The sequence below is a fragment of the Streptococcus suis genome (assembly GCF_029616525.1).
Taxonomy (GTDB): Bacteria; Bacillota; Bacilli; order Lactobacillales; family Streptococcaceae; genus Streptococcus; species Streptococcus suis_AF.
This window is the reverse complement of record NZ_JANFME010000001.1, coordinates 102,514-119,969: the sequence shown is the minus strand read 5'-3', so window position 1 is coordinate 119,969 and position 17,456 is coordinate 102,514. Positions and strand designations below refer to the sequence as shown.

The 17,456-nt window shown below is 42.3% G+C and carries 16 protein-coding genes; all 16 read right to left on the bottom strand.

Going from position 1 to position 17,456, the window contains the following annotated elements; translation table 11 throughout:
- Positions 1 to 1,044 carry an LPXTG cell wall anchor domain-containing protein gene (locus NOL38_RS00590; protein WP_105256005.1) on the bottom strand — a complete coding sequence of 348 codons (1,044 nt, stop codon included), beginning with the start codon at positions 1,042 to 1,044 and terminating at the stop codon, positions 1 to 3.
- A gap of 16 nt (positions 1,045 to 1,060) precedes the next feature.
- The gene (rfbD, locus tag NOL38_RS00585) at positions 1,061 to 1,912 is read right to left on the bottom strand and encodes a dTDP-4-dehydrorhamnose reductase (protein ID WP_105256004.1); all 852 of its coding nucleotides are present in this window, start codon (positions 1,910 to 1,912) and stop codon (positions 1,061 to 1,063) included.
- 54 nt (positions 1,913 to 1,966) lie between these two features.
- Positions 1,967 to 3,013 carry a dTDP-glucose 4,6-dehydratase gene (rfbB, locus tag NOL38_RS00580; RefSeq protein WP_105256003.1) on the bottom strand — a complete coding sequence of 349 codons (1,047 nt, stop codon included), beginning with the start codon at positions 3,011 to 3,013 and terminating at the stop codon, positions 1,967 to 1,969.
- A gap of 188 nt (positions 3,014 to 3,201) precedes the next feature.
- Positions 3,202 to 3,687, bottom strand: coding sequence for a hypothetical protein (locus NOL38_RS00575; protein ID WP_029171197.1), 486 nt, complete (start codon positions 3,685 to 3,687; stop codon positions 3,202 to 3,204).
- Positions 3,687 to 4,280, bottom strand: a complete 594-nt coding sequence (locus tag NOL38_RS00570) for a dTDP-4-dehydrorhamnose 3,5-epimerase family protein (RefSeq protein ID WP_002937119.1) — start codon at positions 4,278 to 4,280, stop codon at positions 3,687 to 3,689. Before NOL38_RS00570 ends, NOL38_RS00575 begins: the two co-directional genes overlap by 1 nt.
- A complete protein-coding gene (rfbA, locus tag NOL38_RS00565; RefSeq protein WP_024384788.1) occupies positions 4,280 to 5,149 on the bottom strand; it encodes a glucose-1-phosphate thymidylyltransferase RfbA in 870 nt (289 codons plus the stop codon). Before rfbA ends, NOL38_RS00570 begins: the two co-directional genes overlap by 1 nt.
- A 97-nt stretch (positions 5,150 to 5,246) precedes the next feature.
- Positions 5,247 to 6,071 (bottom strand): ZIP family metal transporter, encoded by an 825-nt coding sequence (locus tag NOL38_RS00560; protein WP_014637722.1) that lies wholly within the window; start codon positions 6,069 to 6,071, stop codon positions 5,247 to 5,249.
- Positions 6,072 to 6,245: 174 nt separating this feature from the next.
- The gene (locus NOL38_RS00555) at positions 6,246 to 7,040 is read right to left on the bottom strand and encodes a Nif3-like dinuclear metal center hexameric protein (RefSeq protein ID WP_277941091.1); all 795 of its coding nucleotides are present in this window, start codon (positions 7,038 to 7,040) and stop codon (positions 6,246 to 6,248) included.
- Positions 7,030 to 7,713: a tRNA (adenine(22)-N(1))-methyltransferase gene (locus tag NOL38_RS00550; RefSeq protein ID WP_024385623.1), complete on the bottom strand. Its 684-nt coding sequence runs from the start codon at positions 7,711 to 7,713 to the stop codon at positions 7,030 to 7,032. Before NOL38_RS00550 ends, NOL38_RS00555 begins: the two co-directional genes overlap by 11 nt.
- A gap of 1 nt (position 7,714) precedes the next feature.
- Entirely contained in the window at positions 7,715 to 8,389 is a 675-nt protein-coding gene (locus NOL38_RS00545) for a DnaD domain-containing protein (protein ID WP_002937132.1), read from the bottom strand.
- Between the two features lie 9 nt (positions 8,390 to 8,398).
- Positions 8,399 to 9,340 carry a homoserine O-acetyltransferase MetA gene (gene metA / locus NOL38_RS00540; RefSeq protein WP_277941090.1) on the bottom strand — a complete coding sequence of 314 codons (942 nt, stop codon included), beginning with the start codon at positions 9,338 to 9,340 and terminating at the stop codon, positions 8,399 to 8,401.
- Positions 9,341 to 9,443: 103 nt separating this feature from the next.
- A complete protein-coding gene (locus NOL38_RS00535; RefSeq protein WP_002937136.1) occupies positions 9,444 to 9,956 on the bottom strand; it encodes an adenine phosphoribosyltransferase in 513 nt (170 codons plus the stop codon).
- A 14-nt stretch (positions 9,957 to 9,970) separates the two neighbouring features.
- The gene (locus tag NOL38_RS00530) at positions 9,971 to 11,140 is read right to left on the bottom strand and encodes a DUF3114 domain-containing protein (protein WP_277941089.1); all 1,170 of its coding nucleotides are present in this window, start codon (positions 11,138 to 11,140) and stop codon (positions 9,971 to 9,973) included.
- Positions 11,119 to 13,332 carry a single-stranded-DNA-specific exonuclease RecJ gene (recJ, locus tag NOL38_RS00525; protein ID WP_277941088.1) on the bottom strand — a complete coding sequence of 738 codons (2,214 nt, stop codon included), beginning with the start codon at positions 13,330 to 13,332 and terminating at the stop codon, positions 11,119 to 11,121. The genes NOL38_RS00530 and recJ overlap by 22 nt, the downstream gene beginning before the upstream one ends.
- 113 nt (positions 13,333 to 13,445) lie before the next feature.
- Complete coding sequence (gene cls / locus NOL38_RS00520; protein WP_277941087.1) at positions 13,446 to 14,993, bottom strand: cardiolipin synthase; 1,548 nt, start codon at positions 14,991 to 14,993, stop codon at positions 13,446 to 13,448.
- Positions 14,994 to 15,165: 172 nt separating this feature from the next.
- Complete coding sequence (locus NOL38_RS00515) at positions 15,166 to 17,340, bottom strand: copper-translocating P-type ATPase (protein WP_277941086.1); 2,175 nt, start codon at positions 17,338 to 17,340, stop codon at positions 15,166 to 15,168.
- Between the last annotated feature and the right edge of the window lie 116 nt (positions 17,341 to 17,456).

The following is a 17,456-nucleotide window of genomic DNA, read 5'->3' as shown; positions in this document are numbered from 1 at the left end:
CTATTTTTCTTCTTGCTTCTTTGTCAATAACCAACCAGCAAAAATTGTTACGAGCCCTAGTACAGTTAATGGAAGACCAGATTTCCCTGAAGTTTTTGGTAATACTTTAGCTTTATCATTTGGTATAACCTTTTTCTGACCTGCTTCGGAAATACTGCCTTTTCCTGTAGCTACATCAGAAATCTGACCATCCCCTTGACCTGGAACATCTTGCAAATCATTTGAGCCATTTGTAGCGCTTTGACTTGTTTGTGCCCCAGTATTTTCAATATTAGCTGTACTTTTATCCTCGACTTTTGATTGTAGACTAGCAGTTAGTTCTGCAATCTGTCGGTCTATTTCTGAAAAGTCATATGGAAATTTTGGTTGCGAAGCAGTTGCAAGAGCTTGACCATATCCTATAGTTGCAGATGTAATAGTTTCTAAATTAGAGTTTCCACTTTCCAATAATCCAGCTAATTCTTGTCCAGTTGCTTCTGCATAAGCAATATAATTATCAATCGCTGCCGACTCTTTATTCAGTAGTTCAACGATAACTTCTCTAGCGTATTTCAATGCAGCCAATTCGGCTTCAGGAGTACTTGCATCATCTTCAGACTCGTACTTAGAAACTATAGCCGCTGCTTCTTCTCTTCCGCTTTTTCCAGCGACTGTATGTGTCTCAAATAAGTAATGGTAATGTTGGGCTATGCTACCAATTAAATTTGCTTCGAGTTCATCTAAAACAACAACTTGCTCTGCTGTTAAGTTTGCCTTCAAGTCTGCAATTTCTTCATCCCATGCAGCTTCAGCACTACCCGAAGCCATTTCTTCCATCATTCCCTCAAGAAACGCCAAACTATATTCTTGCATATCAATAGTCATTTTAGCTTGAATATATTCACGTACGGCAACTTTTTCATCATCAGTTAAATGATAGGTCGTACTTTGACTTGTCTCTGCTGCTACAACTGAAACAGCTCCGGACGGTAATGTAGCACCTCCTAGTAAAGCCAGAAGGATTGCTGACGTCAACAACGGCTTAACAATCGCTTTCTTTTTCATACACATCTCCTGTAGATTATTTCTTTTCTTGTTTGTAAAATGCTTCCAAAGCCTCTTGCCAGGTCGGGATGACAAAGCCTGTGGCTTTTGCCTTGTCCAAGCTCATGGTTGAGTTAAATGGACGTTTGGCTTTGGCTGGGAATTGACTAGAATCTACTGGCAATACCTTGGTATTAGTATCCTTGAGGATTTCCGTCGCGAAGTCAAACCAAGTTGTATCCTCTGTCGCATCATTTGACAAATGGTAGTAACCAAATGCTTGCTTGGTGTCCACCAAGTGTACCATGAATTCCGCAAGGGTACGGGTCCAAGTTGGACGACCGTGTTGGTCATTGACAACCGTCAAAGTATCGCGAGTTTCCGCAAGATTTTGCATGGTGAAAACAAAGTTTTTACCGTAGTTACCAAAGACCCAAGCTGTACGAACAGTGTAGAATTTGTCAGCAAATTTCTCAACTGCTTCCTCACCCAAGCGCTTGGTACGACCATATTCTGATTGAGGATCTGGTTGGTCATCTACTTGCCACTCTTGACCGACTGGCAAATCACCATTGAAGACATAGTCTGTAGAGATGTAAACGAGTGTTACACCGTATTTAGCTGCCGCTTTAGCAACATTCTCAGAACCTGTTACGTTGATCTTGTAGTTGAGCTCCTTGCCTTCATCTTCTGCCATATCAACCGCTGTGTAGGCTGCACAGTGGTAGACAACGCTTGGCTTAACTTCTGCAAAGAAGGCATCTACCTTGTCTGCATCCGTGATATCCATTTCTGCTACGTCAGCGGCCACATACTCAACGCCACGCTCATCCAAGAGATAACGCAATTCTGTACCCAACTGACCATTTGCACCTGTAATTAAAATCATGTTTGCTCCTCGTTTCAAGAAAGGCTTGGGCCAAAGCCCCAGCCTTCAATTGTCTTATTTAATAACTTCCTGTGTCTTAGCATAATTGGCTTCAACAGCTTCTTTTTCAGCCTTCCACCAGTCTTGGTTATCTGTATACCACTGGATAGTTTCTTCCAAACCTTGAGAAAAGTCTGTGAATTGTGGTGTCCATCCTAGCTCATCACGAAGTTTGCTTGCGTCAATAGCATAGCGCAAATCGTGTCCTGCACGGTCAGTCACGTGGTCGTAAGCATCTTTTGGTTGACCCATTTTTTCAAGAATCAATTCAAGCACTTCTTTGTTGTTCTTCTCACCGTCAGCACCGATTAGGTAAGTTTCACCCATACGGCCTTTTGTCAAAATTGCCCAAACACCAGTCGAGTGGTCGTTGGTATGAATCCAGTCACGGACGTTTTTCCCTTCACCGTAAAGTTTTGGCTTAATACCTGCCAAGATGTTGGTGATTTGGCGTGGGATAAATTTCTCGATGTGTTGGTAAGGACCGTAGTTGTTTGAACAGTTTGAAATCGTTGCTTTAACACCAAACGAACGCACCCATGCTTTAACAATCAAGTCTGAAGCAGCCTTGGTTGATGAGTAAGGTGATGATGGGTTGTAGTTGGTTTCCGCAGTAAATTTCTCGCCTGGACCTTCGCCATGACCTGGCAAATCTTCACGCAAAGGAAGGTCACCGTATACTTCGTCGGTCGATACATGGTGGAAACGGATATCGTATTTACGAGCCGCTTCAAGAAGAGTATAGGTACCAATAAAGTTGGTATGGATAAATGGGCTTGGATCGTTGAGAGAGTTGTCGTTGTGGCTTTCTGCCGCATAGTGAACAATGGCATCTGCCTTAGCAGCCAATTTGTCAACTAATTCAGCATCTGCAATGTCGCCAACAACAAGCTCAACACGGTCACCAAGAATAGCTTCCAAGTTCGCCTTGTTTCCTGCATATGTTAATTTATCCAAAACAGTCACGTGGACTTCTGGATGGTTGTTGTATACATAGTGTACGAAGTTGGAACCGATAAAACCAGCTCCACCAGTTACGATAATATTTTTAAATTGAGACATTTTTTTCTCCGAAAAGTTTTTTCTTTTTTGTGTGTCATCTTAGGTAGTGGGATCGTAAGCAACCACCAAGGTGTTTCATTACTAAACCATGAGCCTAAGGTCTCATGGTTTCCCCCGCTCCTTAGCAAAGCAAAGGAGCTTCTCACTACGGCGATGACACGCAGAACTGCTCGCTTCGCTCGCTTTTTTTACCTCAAGATTTCCTTCAAGTAAGCAATCTTGGCAAAGTCTTTTTGATTGTTATTTTCTGCACGGTAGGAATCTTTGGAAGAGGCTTGATAGATTTTCAGGTATTGTTCAAGTGTCGGTAGGTAATAGCGAACACCTGCTGTTTCTAGTTCTTCCAAATCTTCTAGCTCTACACAAGCAAATTCAGGCAGTGAATGTAGGCCTCCAAATTCAACAGATAAGCTGTCTTTATGGAATTCATGTTCATGACGGTCAACCAGGACATAACCTAGCTGATTCATCATAGAAATCAAGGAGTCCGCCTGATAAATCCGTTCGTCATCTGGGGCTTCCCAGCCACGCGGATCACTTGGAACATGAATATCTAAATCTCCTGCCTGCCAGTCCCTCCCTGTACGCCTTTCCAAACCAACTGAGCCCATTAACAAGGGAGTGATTCCTAACTTGTTTAACTGCTCTGCTATTTCCAAAAAGGCTTGAAACATTAGAGGTCCTCTTTTCTCAAAGGCTTGACGTCTTTGAGGAGTGGGTGATTTTTATCTGCTTCTGAAACTTCTGCTTCTTCTAGGTTTTCCCACTGGATATCGAGGCTAGGGTCAGCGTAGTTGACGAAAGCATACTTAGGCTTGAGTTCCAAAGCCCAGTAGTCGTTAACCAAGTAGCTGTAAGCCACGAAATCTGACAAGACTTGGAAACCATTCGCTACTCCGCGCGGAACGAAGATACCTTTTGAAGCATCGATAACGGTTTGGTAGGTATTACCGAAGGTTTCGCCTTCACGTAGATCGACCCAAGTTCCCAAAACCTTACCGCCGTCTGCTACTGAAATGTATTTATCCCAAGGCTCTGCGTGAAGACCACGAAGAACGTTTTTACGAGAGAAGGAAACATTATTCTGCAATTTTCCTTCTGCAAAGAAGCTTTCAGGAAAGCCGAGAGGCAACATTTTTTCCTTTTGGAAGTTCTCCTTAAACCAGCCACGGTTGTCGCCATGAACAGGAATGTCAAATTCTAACATTCCTGGAATAGCTTCAACTGGGCGAGCTGCTAGTGTTTTACCGAAAAAATTTTCTGTCATTAGGCCTCTCCAATCAAACGGAGCAAGTATTGTCCGTATTCATTTTTCTTAAGTGGCTGTGCCAATTCATGCACTTGTTCTTTTGTAATGTAGCCCATGCGGTAAGCAATTTCTTCCAAGTTAGCCACTTGAACGTTTTGCAAACGTTGAACCGTTTCGATGTACTGGGCCGCTTCCAAGAGACTCTCATGTGTACCAGTGTCCAACCATGCAAAACCACGTCCCATCAATTCAACTGATAAATCACCTCGATCTAAGTAAGCCTTGTTTACATCAGTGATTTCCAACTCACCACGAGGAGATGGCTTAATGTTTTTCGCAATCTCCACAACATCATTGTCATAGAAATAAAGACCAGTCACAGCAAAATTTGATTTTGGCTCTTCAGGTTTTTCTTCGATAGAGATGGCATTCATATCTGCATCAAACTCAACAACACCAAAACGTTCTGGATCTTTTACTTGATACCCAAAGACAGTCGCTCCCTTTTCTTTGCTAGCAGCACGTTGCAACATCTTGGTCAATCCATTGCCGTGGTAGATGTTATCACCAAGGATCAATGCTACATTGTCATCACCGATAAATTCTTCACCGATAATAAAGGCTTGCGCCAAACCATCTGGACTTGGTTGTTCAGCATAAGAGAGAGAAATTCCCAATTCAGAACCATCACCAAGCATGTCCTTAAAACGTGGTAGATCCTGAGGAGTAGAAATAATCAAGATTTCTTTAATCCCAGCCAACATCAATGTTGACAATGGATAATAAATCATTGGTTTATCGTAAATTGGCATCAACTGTTTTGAAGCTGCGCGCGTTAAAGGATACAAGCGTGTACCTGACCCACCAGCTAGAATAATACCTTTCATATAAGAGTACCTTCCCTAAATTAATATCAGTTCATTATACCATATTTTTAAAGATATTGTCATAAGAAAAAAGCCTGTGACGACAGACTTTAACAAATTATCCTAGAGCAACATCCAAAATCATCATGATGATAAAACCAGCCATTAAGCCCAGAGTTGCAATATCCGTATTGCCGTTTGTCTGCGATTCTGGAATGAGCTCTTCTACGACGACAAAAATCATGGCTCCTGCCGCAAAGGAGAGGGCATAAGGTAAAATAGGTGTCATAAAGGTGACCGCAAAAGCCCCGATGACTGCTGCAATCGGCTCGACAATTGCTGACATTGATCCCCAGTAAAAAGCTTTCCACCTAGATGCGCCGTCTGTACGAATTGGAATAGCCAAGGCTGCCCCTTCAGGAATATTTTGTATACCAATCCCAATAGCAAGACCGATTGCGCCGATAAAAGCTGCTGGACTATAGTTAGAAGCAAGTGCACCAAATGTCACACCGACCGCCAAGCCTTCAGGAATATTGTGAATTGTAATAGCTAAGAAGAGCAGGGCTGTTTTGGATAGATTTTTTCTATCCTTCTCACCACCGCCTTCTGCCTTATCTTTATCATTTCCCAAATGCAAATGCGGAACCCAGGCATCTACCAAGCGTAAAAAAATACCACCTGCTGCAAAACCTACTGCCGCTGGTATCCAAGCCAGATTACCGTATGAACTTTCAGCATACTCAATCGATGGGGCTAATAAAGACCAAAAAGAAGCTGCAATCATAACACCAGCTGCAAAGCCTAGCATGGTATCTAGCAAACGACGACTAACTGTCTTAAAGAAAAATACAACGGCAGACCCCACAATCGTACAAAACCATGTGAATAAACCACCTAGCAAAGCCTGTAGAACTACAGACTGATTAGTAAACCAAGTCATAACTAACATCCTATTCTGTTTAATCTTGCATATCCTATAAATTAAGATATCCTAATTTATTATAAAATTCAAGCTTTTTCACTTAAATAAATAAGAAATATCTAGAAAATAAAAGACTTAAAACTACATTAAATGTCGTCTTGGTCTTTCCACAATCAAATGCTGATTAATTTATCACAAATGTCTAAACGGATTGGTTGAAACAGTTGAAGGTAGAATTTCGACATCCCAACCTTCTTTTGCCTTCCATGTTTCCAACAATTCAGCAATTTTCTTGATAAACAAGGCTTCGATATGATGGCCTGGATCAATAGCCAGCAAGCCCTGAGTCAGCATGTCCTGCCCAGTATGGTAGTAAATATCGCCTGTGATGTAAACATCTGCTCCCTTGGCCAGAGCCGCATGGTAGTAAGACCCACCACTGCCTCCACAGATGGCTACACGGCTGACATACTGCTTGGCTTGGTGCCCATAGGTCACTAGACGGACAGCATCTAGACCAAAGACAGATTTGACTTTCAAAGCCAATTCTTCCAAGGTCTGCTCTGCTATTGTCCCCACACGGCCAAGCCCCTGCCCCTCGGCAGTTTCAATCAAGTAGGTAGTATCTTGAATTTCTAATAGTTCACAGAACCAGTCGTTGAGACCACCCTCAACCACATCAATATCTGTATGACTAACATAGACTGCAATATCATGCTTAATCAAATCAAGATACATTTTAGTTTGCGGATTGTCAGCCACCAAATCCTTTATTGGACGAAAAATCGGAGCATGCTTGACGATAATCAAATCCACCTTTTTATCAATCGCCTCTGCCACTGTTGTCTCACGAATATCCAGAGCCACCATAACACGTTGAATCTCTTTATTAAGGGTACCGATTTGCTGCCCTTTGACATCGCCTTCCATAGCCAAAGAAGGGGGACAAAAGGCTTGATAGCGCTCAATAACCTGACTAGCTAACATGGACTACCTCCTGAATTTGTTGGATCTTTTGGGAAATGGCAAAGCGGTCACCTTGGCGTTCAGATGGAACTTGTTCCAAAGCAGAACTTAATTTTTCAAGTTCTCTTCTCCACTTTTTGACGAAAACTGGTGAGGCCTCCTCTAGTAGATATGGACCAAAACGATGTTCAACTTCTGACAATCTCATCTGTCCTGATTCTGCAACGAGGACTTCATATAACTTGCCATTTTCTTCCAGAATCTTTTCAGCAACCAATCTAAAACCATTTTTTTCCAACCATCGACGCACGTCATCTTCACGATTATTTGGCTGGAGTATCAAACGTTCAATGGTCGCAAGCTTTTCTTTTCCTGCTTCTAAGATTTCCGCAATCAAGCGTCCCCCCATACCTGCTATGGTCACGGCAGTCATCTGGTCAGACGTCTCAAATGCACCTAAGCCATTTGCCAAACGGACTAGGATTTTTTCTGTTTGTCCCGCCTGCTCTACATTCTGGAGCGCTGACTGATAGGGACCTTGAACGACTTCCCCCGCAATGGCAAAATCAATACGCCCCTGCTCTACCAAAAAAAGAGGGAGATAAGCATGGTCACTCCCTACATCAACTAGACGTGCCCCTTGTGGGACAAAACTTGCGACTGTTTCCAGCCTTTTAGATAATTTTGTTTCCATATCAATCTTTCCAGAGATCCATTGCATCAAGAAAGTCACTTGAAACAGTCACATTCTTAGGAGTCTGAATTTCTCTTTCTGCATTTTTCGCTTCTACTTGCGCAACTGTAGTAATTCCCTCACGGCGCCAGTTTCGTAGAATGGCTTGGATGTATTTCCAATTTGTTTTGTTGTTAAAAACAGCTTCTTTCAAGGCTGCACGAACCAAATCAATCGAAGTTTTGTCATCCTCAATAGTCTTCTGCAAATCTTCGATTTCAAACGGCGATAAAAAGCGGCCCAATTCACGTTCAAAATCACCCACCAAGGTCTTCAAATCATTCTCTGGTTGCACAATCTCAACTGCCTGTTTTGGAGTTAACAGAACATCCAATTTTTCAAAAGCAGGAAGTGCATCGAATATCATTTCAATTTCACCAGCAATACTGATTGTCTTAAATTCTAAGAGTCCAGCATCTTGGAGATTTTCAATAGCTTGATTGACCTGAGCAACTGTTTTACCAGTAGCTTGAGCAATCTCACTAGGCGCTAATGATTCGATAGCTGAAGAATTTTGATATAAGAAAAACTGCCAAATCAAAAAATCATCTGCCGACGGAAAAAGCTCTTGATAGTGGAATAATATTGCTGCTGGCAGGACCAAATGTCCCTGACGAAATTGCTGTGAATAGTTCATACTTCCTCTTTAAAGACTAGCTGACTGGGCTGATTGTTCAAAGATATGCCAGTCGTATGGAGTTTCTTGATAGACAGCATAATTCACCCAGTTGGTAAAGAATTGTGCTGCTGGTAAATTCCAAGAGAGAGATGGTTTGCTTGCAGGGTCATCTTCTTTGAAATAATTTTCCGGTAAATGGGGATTTTTTCCAGCTATACAATCACGTTGGTATTCCTTAGCTAGTGTATCCCTATCATACTCTAAATGTCCAAAACTATAAATTTCTCTTAAATCCTTGCTGGCTAAAATGGATAGGCCAACTTCTGGACCTTGTGATAAAATCGTCAACTCACTCAGATGGGCAATATCTGCTTCTCTTACTTCCGTATAACGGGAGTGTGGTGAACGAAATTCATCGTCAAATCCACGCATAAGAGGGCTAGTTGGATTAGTCACTTCTTGACAATATACGCCTGATAGTTTTCGAGACATACTGTGTTTGGGTACACCATAGCGTGCATACAAACCTGCCTGTGCACCCCAACAAATGTGCAATGTTGAATAAACATGTGTTTTTGACCAATCAAAAACTTGAGTAAGTTCTTGCCAGTAATCAACTTCCTCAAAAGGTAAGTTTTCAACTGGTGCTCCTGTCACGATGAGCCCATCAAAATAGCTATCCCTGACCTGCTCAAAAGTCTTATAAAACTGCTTCAAATGGTCCGAGTGTGTATTTTTGGACTCGTGACTAGCCATGTAGAGAAATTCAACCTCTAGCTGTAAAGGAGTGTTAGCCAAAAGACGGAGCAACTGAGTCTCCGTCACTATCTTCTGTGGCATGAGATTGAGAATAAGGATTTTGATAGGACGAATGTCCTGATGACTGGCTCGGTCACTATCCATCACAAAAATATTCTCTTTTCTCAAAATTTCAACTGCTGGTAATGATTTTTCAATTTTAATTGGCATAAGCAACCTCCCAATTTTCTTATATTTATTATAAGACAGGTTGCTATGCAATTCAATTAGAATAAAAATAGGACCAGTTATAAGTTTTGGCTATAACCTTAGATTAATAGTGCATCAAAACCTTGTAGTCGTAATCACCGATTGCTTCGCGGCCTTTCAAATCATCTAGCTCAATCAAGAAGGCACAGCCAGCAACGATACCGCCAAGCTTTTCAATCATTTCGATCGTTGCTTTTACAGTACCACCAGTCGCCAACAAGTCATCGACAATCAAGACACGTTGTCCTGGTTTGATTGCGTCTGCATGCATCGTCAATGTATCTACACCATATTCTTTTTCATAATCAGCTGAGATAACCTCACGTGGTAACTTACCTGGCTTACGAACTGGTGCAAAACCGATTCCCAATTCAAAGGCAACTGGACATCCAACGATGAAACCACGCGCCTCTGGCCCAACAATCATATCGATTTGCTTATCTGTCGCATACTGAACGATTTCACGTACTGCATAGCTATAAGCATTTCCATCTGCCATCAAAGGGCTAATGTCACGGAATTCGATACCTTCTTTTGGATAGTTAGGAATTGTTGCGATGTAATCTTTTAAGTTCATTTGTCTCTCTCTTTTTAAAAATAATTTTTACTCTTCATTATACCATGAAATTGTTTTTTGGTACATTTCAGACCTATATCTTTAGCAAATCGTCTCCTCAAATTCGCCACACAAGCTGCCCTGCTATGCCCACCATAGGAAAAGCTTCCTTGCTGATTAAAGTAAGACTGCTCCCAGCCAACCTCATTTCTTCCTTTTTGATAGCGACGAAAGCGAGTAGGCGATAAATAGACTCCCATCTTTGAGCGTAGCAATTCTTTCCGAAAAACGGGATCCTGCCTGCCAACTGGAGCCATATCAAGTTGTCTATGACGCTTATTATTAGCTCTGGCATAATTAAAGGAAGCCCCGTTTACCACGCCATTGACATGAGGTCGTTCTTCTAAAATCAAGGCAAATTGTCCATCTTGATTTAGGATAAATTCGCTGTGAAAGTGAATCAAAATCTTCATATTGACTGGCAAAGTCTTCTGATTTTTCTTGCCGAACAGTTGTTTATTGTGCAGGCGGGCAGATTCTCGTAAGCGGTAAGCCCATCGAGGTAGGCTACGTAAATAGGCTATCAGAGCCTGCCAATCTGTTTTTCCTTTTCCAAACTGCTGACGCACCCAAAAAGCCTGCTGATAGGAAATAAGGTAGCGCAGCTGATGGACCTGTCTGTTTAACGACCGCTTGACTTCTAATTCCCGAACTGGAAAAGCCTTATCAACTAGCTTAGCAAAGTACCGCCAAAACGGATGGTGTGGAGGACAATTCACATCCATCTTCTGCAAAAGTTCAGGTAATATCCCGTGACTTAATTCCTCAGGAAAATCTAACATATTCATACATTGCTCCAATAAAGCCGTCGCTTTCTCTTGGCTTAAAGAGCGACTGTCAACTCTTATCAACTGATAAAAGCTAGTTGAGGCAAAAATAGTAGCTTCTTTTATGAAATTTTGAACAAATGCTGGGATGTCTTCTTGTTTTAGAGGCAACAGTTGTTTCAGGAAAACCTTTTTGATGGCTCTTTCTGACCATCCTACTCGCCGTAATTCAATCAGTGCGTGCTTTATTTCGGTTATCTGTTCAAGATTTTTCAACAGGCTTTTCTGCCTGATAAACCAATAAGTATAGAGAAGCGTTCCAATCACTCCAACAACAACCAGAGCTTCTACTGTCATCAAACGCGACCACATAGCCATTCATAAATTTCCTGAACGGTGCCAAGCGCCATCAGCTCTTGTTGGATAACTGTTTCTTTCAATTCTTGATATATTTGACTTTCTGAAATCTCTCGCTTCTGTGCCTCTTTGTTGACCCGCATGACCCCATCCGTAATCGTGACAAATTCTAATTCTTGGAAAATCTGAATCATTTTAACCAATAGACTGTCCTTAATTTTTAAGTAAACAGCCAAATCTTTCAGTTTGTAGCGAACATCAAACTCATCAAATTGGTAAATAGTCTTATACAATTTAGCGAATTGTTCTCGGCTACCATAACCATCTAGATAGTACGGTTTGGCAATTTCGTTTTTAAAATAAATGGCTTCAAATTCTCTTTCCTGAAAATAGCTACGCAGACTACTGAGGTCCTCAGGCAAGTTAGCCAAGACAATTGCTTTGTTATCTGCTACTGGATTTTCAATGTCCAAAATTGGGACTCCTGCGGGAATAGGATGTTGTTTTCCACGAATATTATAAAGTTGAACACCATTGACCCGAGCATCAACCAACATGAGCTGAAGACTGGTATTGCCATTCCATTGATTGACAGACAAGGTGACAGCTAGTTCTAAGCCCTTGGCCTGTGAAAATTCCAAGGCTAGATTGCCCTTACCAAAAGCAACGACATCAAATCCTGCAGCACCTTTTGTAATTCGTACTTTCAGGTGAGCATTGTTTTGTCCCATGGTTCTTGCTGATTCCACCTGAAATTGTCTGATGTAGAATACTGGCTTTTTATTATCCATGCCGTAAGGCGCAAGCTTCTCAAAAGATTTTAGAGTATCTAGGGTCAATTCCTCTAAATCCAATTCTTCATCTAAGACCAACGAAGACTTGCTGGATAAATCCAATTTATTTTCGATAATGTAGTCTGTCAAGGTCAGAGCAAGCTCTTCAAGTTTGTCAACTTCCAAGGTCATACCTGCTGCACCAGCATGACCACCAAAGGCAATAAATAGGTCCTGATGATCTTTAAGAGCCTTGAAAATGTCAACTGCTTCAACCGAACGAGCCGAACCCTTTGCCTTACCATCTTCAATAGACAAGACGATAACAGGTTGCTGCAATTCTTCTAGTAGGCGTCCTGCTACAATCCCTAAAACACCTGGGTTCCAACCTTCTTTAGCCAGAACTTGAACAGGTCTATCCTGACGGAGCATGGTCTTTGCTTCATCGTAAATTGCTTGGACGACGTCTTTGCGTTCTACATTTTTACTGTCAATCATGAGGGCAATTTGATGGGCCTCTTCGTCATCAAAACCAGTCAGTAATTCGATGGCTGGATTAGGATCGTCGAGTCGACCAAGGGCATTCAACCTCGGAGCAAGTTGGAAACCAACTGTTTCTTCATCAATACTGTCTATGTCAATACCAGCTATCTTTATCAACTCTTGCAAACCTGCTCGATCAGTCTGTTTGAGAAGCGAGAGACCATATTTGACCATGACACGATTCTCATCGGTCAAGCTAACCATATCAGCGATGGTGCCAATTGCGACCAAATCCAGCAAGTCTGCATGAACAGTTTCAAGAAGAGCGCAGGCCAATTTGAAGGCTACACCGCAGCCTGCCAAATGTTTGAAGGGATAATTTCCCTCTGGATGCTCTGGATGTACAATAGCATAGGCATTGGGAAGGGTTTCCTGCATGGAATGGTGGTCTGTCACGATCACATCGACACCCATTTCCTGGGCATAGGCAATCGCTTCATGACCCGCTACGCCATTGTCCACCGTCACAATAAGAGAAATCCCCTGTTGCTCGATAAAATACTTATAAACCGACTGATTGGGACCATAACCATCTGTGAAACGGTTGGGAAGATAAACTTGGACTTCTGCCCCCATTTCCTCCAGAGTTTCTTTCAGAATAGATGCCGAGGTCATACCGTCCGCATCATAATCCCCATAAATCAAGATTTGTTCATAATCTTCAATGGCCCGACGGATCCGCTCAACTGCCTTGTCCATATCATGTAACAAATAGGGATCGTGGAGGTCTTCGAGGCTTGGTTGTAAAAAAGCTTGCAAAGCTTCTGCCGACTGAATACCACGTTCGTAGAGTAACTTTGCAGCTACAGGGTCCAATCCTTCTTTTTTAGCGACTTTGATAAATTGTTCATCAGAAAAACCGGTCAGTAATTGCCAGTCATAATTGGGTTTTATCACGTGTTTCACTCCTTCAAGATGTCTTTCTATTATACCATTTTCATAGAAAAATGGAGCAGAGGGAGAACTGAATTTAATCAATCAACCCTTGCTCCAACTATGCAAGATTATTTTTAAAGCAATGGAGAAATAATATTCATCAAGGCACCAGCTAATCGCTTATACCAAGGATAGGTATTTTCAAAACCAACTAGGGTAATCCGTTCGGACTGGGCAAAGGAGTTTTCGAAATCCTGTAAAATATCTGCCAAAACTTGCTTGTGGTTATAAACATACAAGCCACACTCGAAGTTGAGATAAAAGGAACGAAAATCCATATTGACCGTCCCAACAGTTGCCTTCTTATCATCTACCAGAACGACTTTTGAATGGACAAAGCCTGGCGTGTATTCATAAATCTCAATGCCAGCCTCTAAATAAGTTCTAAAATCCATCCGAGCGGCCAGATAGGCCGATTGCTTGTCATAGATATGTGGCAAGAGTAACCTAACCCGCACACCACGTTTGGCAGCATAGGTCAGGTTATCAATCATTTCATCATCCAAGACTAGATATGGAGTCATGATGTAGATATAATCTGTTGCGGACTGGATCATATCCAAATAAACACGCTTGGCAACTTCATCATTATCGAAGGGATTTTCACCGTAGGCCAGAAAATAGCCTTGACCAGTCACTTCTTCCACTTCCGCCTCACGCGCCGCTTTCAAGTATTTCAAATCATCCGTTGGCTTTTTCTCATTGTGGTTCCACATCTGCAAAAACATGAGAGTAAAGTTGGAAACAGCCTCGCCCTTGACCATGATTGCCGCATCTTTCCAGTGACCAAAACGTTCTATCTTGTTAATGTATTCATCTGCAATGTTGACACCGCCTGTAAATGCCACCTTGCCGTCGATGACCGCAATTTTACGGTGGTCACGGTTGTTCTGAACGGTAGAAAGGGCGGGAATAATCTGAGAAAAGACCCTGGTCTGTATGCCAAAACTCCTCAATTTTTTATAGTAAAAATAGGGGAGATTGCTGAGTGAATTCATTCCGTCATACATAAATCGGACTTCTACACCTTGAGCCGCCTTTTCCTTGAGAACGTCCAAGATAGACTCCCACATAAAGCCTTCATCAACAATGAAGTACTCCATAAAGATGTACTGCTCTGCTTTTTTCAACTCCTCAAGAAGCGCTTCAAACTTTGCCTCACCTGACGAAAAATAAACCGCATCAGTATTGGTATGAAGAGGATAGCCAACATACTCGCTCATGTAATGGGCCAGTTTCAGTTGCTCCCTGTCTTCTTTTGCCAGTCCATTCATCACCTTGTCAGAAGTCTTTCCATACTGCCCCAATAAATTTGCCTGATGTTGAAACGTTTTACGGTAGCGACGGGTTTCAATGTTGGATTGGAGAATATAGTAAAATAATGCTCCAAAAATCGGGATACCAATAACAAAGACAATCCAGGTCAACTTGAAGCTGGCGTTCATTGGGCGATTGATGATGGAAATGGCTACAATAATAGAAAAAACTTGTAATGCCGTCAAGATAGCTGGGACATAGACTGCTAGTGAGCCAACCACCCAAACTATCGCAAAGACTGTCAATAATAAAAGGGCAAGAACTATAAAAACCCGACTATAAATAATTTTCCACAATTTTTTCATACTACACTCTCACGATGTTTTTTCCCATTATACCAGATTATAGTCAAATATCCTACTAATTATCGCAGTAGATTTCTCGCAGTTCTTACTTGAAAACAGCACCACTATCTCCTACATCATAAAACACCGACATGACCGGTGTTTTACTTATATATATTATCTGTCAAAATTTCTACGGTTTACCGTAACGTAAACCCATAGCATTGATAGCGACAATAACCGTCGATAGACTCATGAGCACGGCCGCCAATAAAGGATCCACCATAATGCCCATGCTTGGATAAAGGATTCCAGCAGCTAAAGGAATGGCAATGATGTTGTATCCTGCCCCAAACCAGAGATTTTGCCTCATTTTGCGGATGGTTGTCTTGGCAATGCTCAACATATCCAAGACTGCTGATGGATTGGATTGAACCAAGACCACATCTGCAGAGTGGATGGCAACAGAAGTTCCTGCGCCAATGGCAAAGCCTAAATCTGCCGTCGCTAGAGCAGGCGAATCATTGACCCCATCGCCGATGAAAAGAACTGCCCCACGCGCCTGATAGTCCTTGACCAGTTTTGCCTTATCCTCTGGTTTAAGTTCAGCTCGGTAATCCTCTATGCCCAACTGAATGGCTACTTTTTGTGCGGTAGCTGGATTGTCACCCGTTAACATCACAGGACTAATACCCTGCGCTTTCAAGCCTGCTACAAAATCTTTAGCATCTTCTTTTATCTGGTCGCCCAAGGCTACAAATCCCAAGACCACATGATCAGTCACCAAAAAACTCAAGGTTAGACCCAAATCAAGATAGGGAGCAATCACGTCCTGATCCACTGACAAACCTATTTCCTGCAGACCTTTGTAGGAAATAATTTCATAAATCCTTCCATCCAAGACGCCTCGAATCCCACTACCAGGGATATTCTCAACCCGTTCTGCTTGATAGAAAAGTGGACCTGCCGCCTCCACAATCGAAAGGGCAATTGGGTGGGTTGAAAGAACTTCTAATGCTGCCATTTTGGCCAGCGCATCCGCTCCCTCAACCAAATCTTGGCTGTGGCGAACTTGAAATTTTCCGTCGGTCAAGGTTCCGGTCTTATCCATCAAGGCAAACCGAATCTGGTTAACCTGTTCAAGAGCTGTTCGGTTCTGAACCAAAAGACCATTTTTTGAAGAAATCGTGGTCAATCGCGCCACAACAAGGGGAATGGCTAGACCAAGGGCATGCGGACAGGCAATGACAAAAACAGAAACTGCCATCATCAAGGCAAAGGCAAGATTAGCCGTCATGGTCCAATAAATAAAGGCCAAAATCCCCACAATTAAAGCTGCATAGAAGAGCCAAGAGGCTACGCGGTCAGCCATATTTTCAAGCTTGGATTTCTGGTTTTGCGCTTGACGGACCATTTCGGTCACCTGCGCCAAAAAGCTATCCTTACCAAGACTGGTCACTTCCATTTCAAAGGGCATGTTTTGATTGAGCGAACCACCGAATACCCTATCCCCCGCCTCTTTTTTGACAGCTCGAGATTCCCCAGTAATCATGGATTCATCAATATGAGCAACACTCAAAATCTTACCGTCAGCCGGAATTTTTTCATTTTCCTTGACTAAGAGGAAATCCCCAATCTGCAAGTCCTCTACCGCAACATCTGTCCCATCCTTGAGATGGGCTTTTTTCGGAATGAGAGAGGCCAAGTCTTTCAGGGCATCGCCTGCTCCCATAACCGCCTTCATCTCAATGATATGCCCAATCAGCATAATGACAATCAGCGTAGACAACTCAAACCAAAAGTTCATGCTTTCTTGTCCCAATAGCGCTAAAATTGTTGCATAAACGGAGTAAAGATAGGAAACAATAATCCCCATGGAAATCAGGGTCATCATTGCAGGTTTTTTAGCTTGCAACTCCCCTCTAGCTCCGTTAAAGAAAGGTGTTCCTGAGTAGAAGAAGATAATAGAACCTAATATCAGCTGGACAAGTTCAACACCCGGAAAACGTAAATGAGTGAAACCTGCAATTGGAGAAATGGCAAGTAGGGGAAACGTGACTGCCACTGCGACTTTGAGTTTTGTATTCATATCCCCCATGTGCATCATGTGCCCACCATGCTCCATCATGTCATGGTCATGCCCTTGGTGATGCTGATGAGCATCATGAGTATGATGAGAATGATGACTGACGTCAGAGCCCCCTACATGATGATGGTCGTGATGGACGTGATGGTCAGAATAATGATTGGCGTGAACCCCCTCTTCATGAGGATGCTCCTGCTGATGAGAATGATGGCTGGTCTGACCAACTTCCTCAGAATGCATCATATGTTGGTGTTCCTGCTTATTTTCTTTTGAATGGTTCATAAGATAACTCCTATTTATAAGATAACTCCCATTTCTGTCTACATTTGTAATCGATTTACAATTATAGTTTACACTTGTAGTCAAAAAATGTCAACCGATTAGATCAAAAAAACCTA

Bases quoted from the DNA above. Each gene is read 5' to 3' on its own strand.
- NOL38_RS00515 (WP_277941086.1), bottom strand. From the start codon at position 17,340: ATGAACCATTCAAAAGAAAATAAGCAGGAACACCAACATATGATGCAT.
- rfbA (WP_024384788.1), bottom strand. From the start codon at position 5,149: ATGAAAGGTATTATTCTAGCTGGTGGGTCAGGTACACGCTTGTATCCT.
- NOL38_RS00555 (WP_277941091.1), bottom strand. From the start codon at position 7,040: ATGTTAGCTAGTCAGGTTATTGAGCGCTATCAAGCCTTTTGTCCCCCT.
- NOL38_RS00575 (WP_029171197.1), bottom strand. From the start codon at position 3,687: ATGTTTCAAGCCTTTTTGGAAATAGCAGAGCAGTTAAACAAGTTAGGA.
- NOL38_RS00560 (WP_014637722.1), bottom strand. From the start codon at position 6,071: ATGACTTGGTTTACTAATCAGTCTGTAGTTCTACAGGCTTTGCTAGGT.
- rfbD (WP_105256004.1), bottom strand. From the start codon at position 1,912: ATGATTTTAATTACAGGTGCAAATGGTCAGTTGGGTACAGAATTGCGT.
- NOL38_RS00545 (WP_002937132.1), bottom strand. From the start codon at position 8,389: ATGAACTATTCACAGCAATTTCGTCAGGGACATTTGGTCCTGCCAGCA.
- NOL38_RS00550 (WP_024385623.1), bottom strand. From the start codon at position 7,713: ATGGAAACAAAATTATCTAAAAGGCTGGAAACAGTCGCAAGTTTTGTC.
- NOL38_RS00535 (WP_002937136.1), bottom strand. From the start codon at position 9,956: ATGAACTTAAAAGATTACATCGCAACAATTCCTAACTATCCAAAAGAA.
- cls (WP_277941087.1), bottom strand. From the start codon at position 14,993: ATGAAAAAATTGTGGAAAATTATTTATAGTCGGGTTTTTATAGTTCTT.
- rfbB (WP_105256003.1), bottom strand. From the start codon at position 3,013: ATGTCTCAATTTAAAAATATTATCGTAACTGGTGGAGCTGGTTTTATC.
- NOL38_RS00530 (WP_277941089.1), bottom strand. From the start codon at position 11,140: ATGGCTATGTGGTCGCGTTTGATGACAGTAGAAGCTCTGGTTGTTGTT.
- NOL38_RS00590 (WP_105256005.1), bottom strand. From the start codon at position 1,044: ATGAAAAAGAAAGCGATTGTTAAGCCGTTGTTGACGTCAGCAATCCTT.
- metA (WP_277941090.1), bottom strand. From the start codon at position 9,340: ATGCCAATTAAAATTGAAAAATCATTACCAGCAGTTGAAATTTTGAGA.
- NOL38_RS00570 (WP_002937119.1), bottom strand. From the start codon at position 4,280: ATGACAGAAAATTTTTTCGGTAAAACACTAGCAGCTCGCCCAGTTGAA.